This is a genomic window from Nostoc sp. CHAB 5715, assembly GCF_020829685.1.
In the GTDB taxonomy this organism is placed as follows: domain Bacteria; phylum Cyanobacteriota; class Cyanobacteriia; order Cyanobacteriales; family Nostocaceae; genus Nostoc.
In genome coordinates this window covers 1-2,866 of record NZ_JAIVFR010000941.1, presented here as the reverse complement: position 1 = coordinate 2,866, position 2,866 = coordinate 1, and the positions used below count along the sequence as shown (strand labels likewise).

The window sequence follows — 2,866 nt, the reverse complement described above, 5'->3', positions numbered from 1 at the left end:
CGACTAATCGTCGATTGCGTAACACCTGATGTTCGCGCTGCTTGTTGAAAGCTGCCGGTTTGTGCGATCGCTAGAAAGGCTTGCAACTGCTCTAGGCGCATTTTTATGTAGCCTGAATTACATTTATAGGTTTCATTAAGTTAACGGTTTTTTGATCGCAATTTGGTAGGGTTTGTTACAGGTTTTTAACTAAAATTGGCACTTTAAGTAAGTCAGTTTTTACCACCTTTATCGTCAATTATGCACTTTGCACGGTTTTTTTCGGAAAATATCGCCAAAAAATAATTTACTTTTATGTGTGAATTTTTTAGATAAGACTACTTGTGAGAAATCCGGGCTAAACTGAATCCTGGTAGATGCAATTGCTAATTATCAGTGCAAAAGTGTATGCTTTAACAGAAATATTCTGCGAGTCTGAGCGCAGACTATGACCAAACTTGAGCGAGTGCCAGTAGCCCAACTTTACGATAAGTATGGGATTAACTTTTTAAACAAGCGCAGTCATTCAATTTTACAGGAGTTAGGTGAGAATGCCCTCAAGCAGAAGGTTAGCTGATGTAGAGAGGACTCTAGAGTTGTGGTACGAAAATCTGGGCAGTATGGAACAAGTTCTTGCTAGAACCTATGATGCGCGTGCAAGAATTGCTATTAATCAGCAAATCCGAGATGATATTCTTCCGCAGATTCGCAGGTATGAAGTAGAATACTGGCAGCTACTAGCGCAAGATGCACCTTCGTGTGCAATAGAAGAGTTCGATGCGCGTAATGCCATCGTTCATGTTGTCCAAGAAGTGAAACGGATTGAAAACAAATCAAGCGTCCACTATCCCGATGACTTCATGCAAAAGTTACTAGAAATTCGAGACAAGCTCAATGAACCAGAGACACCTGCGACAGCTAAGGCAAAATTAGCCCTGCCTCTTTTACCTGGGATTTTGTCTTATGAGGTAGAACTAGATACAGAAAACGCATTGAGATGGGCGTTTCTGCCACTTAAAGGACTCTTTAAGAAAGCGCTAGAAAAAAACTAATTAGCCCCGGTGCAGAACAGCGTCGGGGCTTATCCGAATTAACAGGAGAAGATAAAGGCTACTTTTTTGGTAATACAAGAATACTCATAAGCTCAGTAATTGCGGGTGCTAGCAGTTCGCTTTTAGCTATTATACTGCTCAGTTTTATAGAACCCTATTGGATTCTGTCTGGATTATGGGTGTTATTGTTAATTTCGGGGGTGTTAATCTTTGCTCAATCTCACCCAATTGGGGAAAAAGTTTATTTATTTAGTACTGCTTTATTTACCAGTTTATTCATCAGTTTTGTCTTCAAAAGTTTACAAATTTCTAACCCTTTTAAAATGGGATTATCAGGAATATTAGTTGTATTTTTGCTGGTTATTCTCGGTGGATTATTTGTTGTTACTACTATAGCTTTTTTCCAGTTATTTTACAAATTACTGTCTAGATTTTGAATTTGTAAATCAGAGGCTTTTATGCGAGATATTCTAAAAATTAGAGAATTACTTATACTATTTTCTGCAATATTTGTAACAGGATTAATTTTTTTATTATTAAATAAATTAATTAAACCTAATACATCAGAGATAGGTATTAAACCTACTTCACCTACTTTCAATCAGGCATTAGAGCAACCAACAAAACAACCCACAATTTCCCCTAGTCCAATAAGTCTGGATTTACAAGAAAGGATGAGTTTGGGAGAGAGAATATTGGTGATGAAAACTAAAAATCCCGATAAAGAAGCAGGAACGCAAGCCTTTGTTGATGGGGATTTTACTACTGCTTTTAATAAATTTCAATCGTCTTTGAAAATAAATAAAAATGATCCAGAAGCGTTAATTTATAAAAATAATGCCCAAATTGGTAAATTGAAAGCCTTGAAAGTTGTTATTAGCGTACCAATTGGTTCCAATGTACAGATATCAGAAGAAATGCTACGAGGAGTAGCTCAGGCTCAAGATGAAGTAAATAGAGGTGGTGGAATTAATGGACAACCACTACAGATTTTGATTGCTAATGATGATGCTCACATAGGGATTGCTGAAGAATTAGCTGCTGAATTTGTAAAGGACTCCAGTATTTTGGCAATAATAGGACATAGCCGTAATGAAGTATCAGTAAAAGCTGCAAAAATTTATAAAGACAAGTTGGTGATGGTCTCAACTAACAATACGGTACAGCTATCGCAACAGTTACCAGAAATTGGTAAATATATATTTCGCATTGTCCCTAATCAACGTGTGGAAAGCGACGTTCTTGCTAACTATATTGTCACAACCGCTCAACTGAAAACAATTACTATTTGTGGAGATTCTACCTCGATAACAAGTTATACAACGAAAAAAACCTACGCTGATTCTATCACCAATGCTAGTGGGCAAGTTATTACAAATTGTGATTTTGGTAACTTAAAAATTCCTGCCTCTACTGTTGTCAGTCAAGCCATAAGTGCTGGTGCAGAGGGTTTACTATTAATTCCAAAATTGAATAACATTAGCCGTGCTTTTGAAGTAGCAGACGCAAATCAAGGCAACTTAGCTTTATTTGGACATCCAACGCTTTATACTTTTAAAACTTTACAGCGGGGTAAAGGAAATGTCAAAGGAATGGTATTAACTGCGTTTTGGCATCCAGATGCTTTTCCGAACAATCCCTTTAGTGAGAATGCTAATAGACTTTGGGGCAGAGTAAATTGGCAGACTGCTACCTCTTATGATGCTCTCCAAGCAATTATTACTGGCTTGAGAAAGCACGATACCAGAGAAGGTTTGCAACAAGCTCTATCTGATCCCAATTTTCTCGCTTCGGGAGCCACAGGAACAATTAAATTTAAAAGTATAAAGCGTTGG

General features: G+C 37.3%; 4 protein-coding genes. 3 read left to right on the top strand and 1 reads right to left on the bottom strand.

All coding sequences use genetic code 11. From position 1 onward, the window contains the following. Positions 1-101: LysR family transcriptional regulator (locus tag LC574_RS34065; protein ID WP_229458024.1), on the bottom strand; the 101-nt coding region annotated here is incomplete at its 3' end. A 326-nt stretch (positions 102-427) separates the two neighbouring features. Between LC574_RS34065 and LC574_RS38375 the strand changes: the two genes are divergently transcribed. The 3 genes from LC574_RS38375 to LC574_RS34055 form a co-directional block, all read left to right on the top strand. Further along, positions 428-556 carry a hypothetical protein gene (locus LC574_RS38375; RefSeq protein WP_267871771.1) on the top strand — a complete coding sequence of 43 codons (129 nt, stop codon included), beginning with the start codon at positions 428-430 and terminating at the stop codon, positions 554-556. After that, positions 531-1,031, top strand: a complete 501-nt coding sequence (locus LC574_RS34060; RefSeq protein ID WP_229458022.1) for a hypothetical protein — start codon at positions 531-533, stop codon at positions 1,029-1,031. Before LC574_RS38375 ends, LC574_RS34060 begins: the two co-directional genes overlap by 26 nt. A 458-nt stretch (positions 1,032-1,489) precedes the next feature. After that, on the top strand, positions 1,490-2,866 hold a 1,377-nt coding region (locus tag LC574_RS34055), incomplete at its 3' end, for an ABC transporter substrate-binding protein (RefSeq protein WP_229458020.1).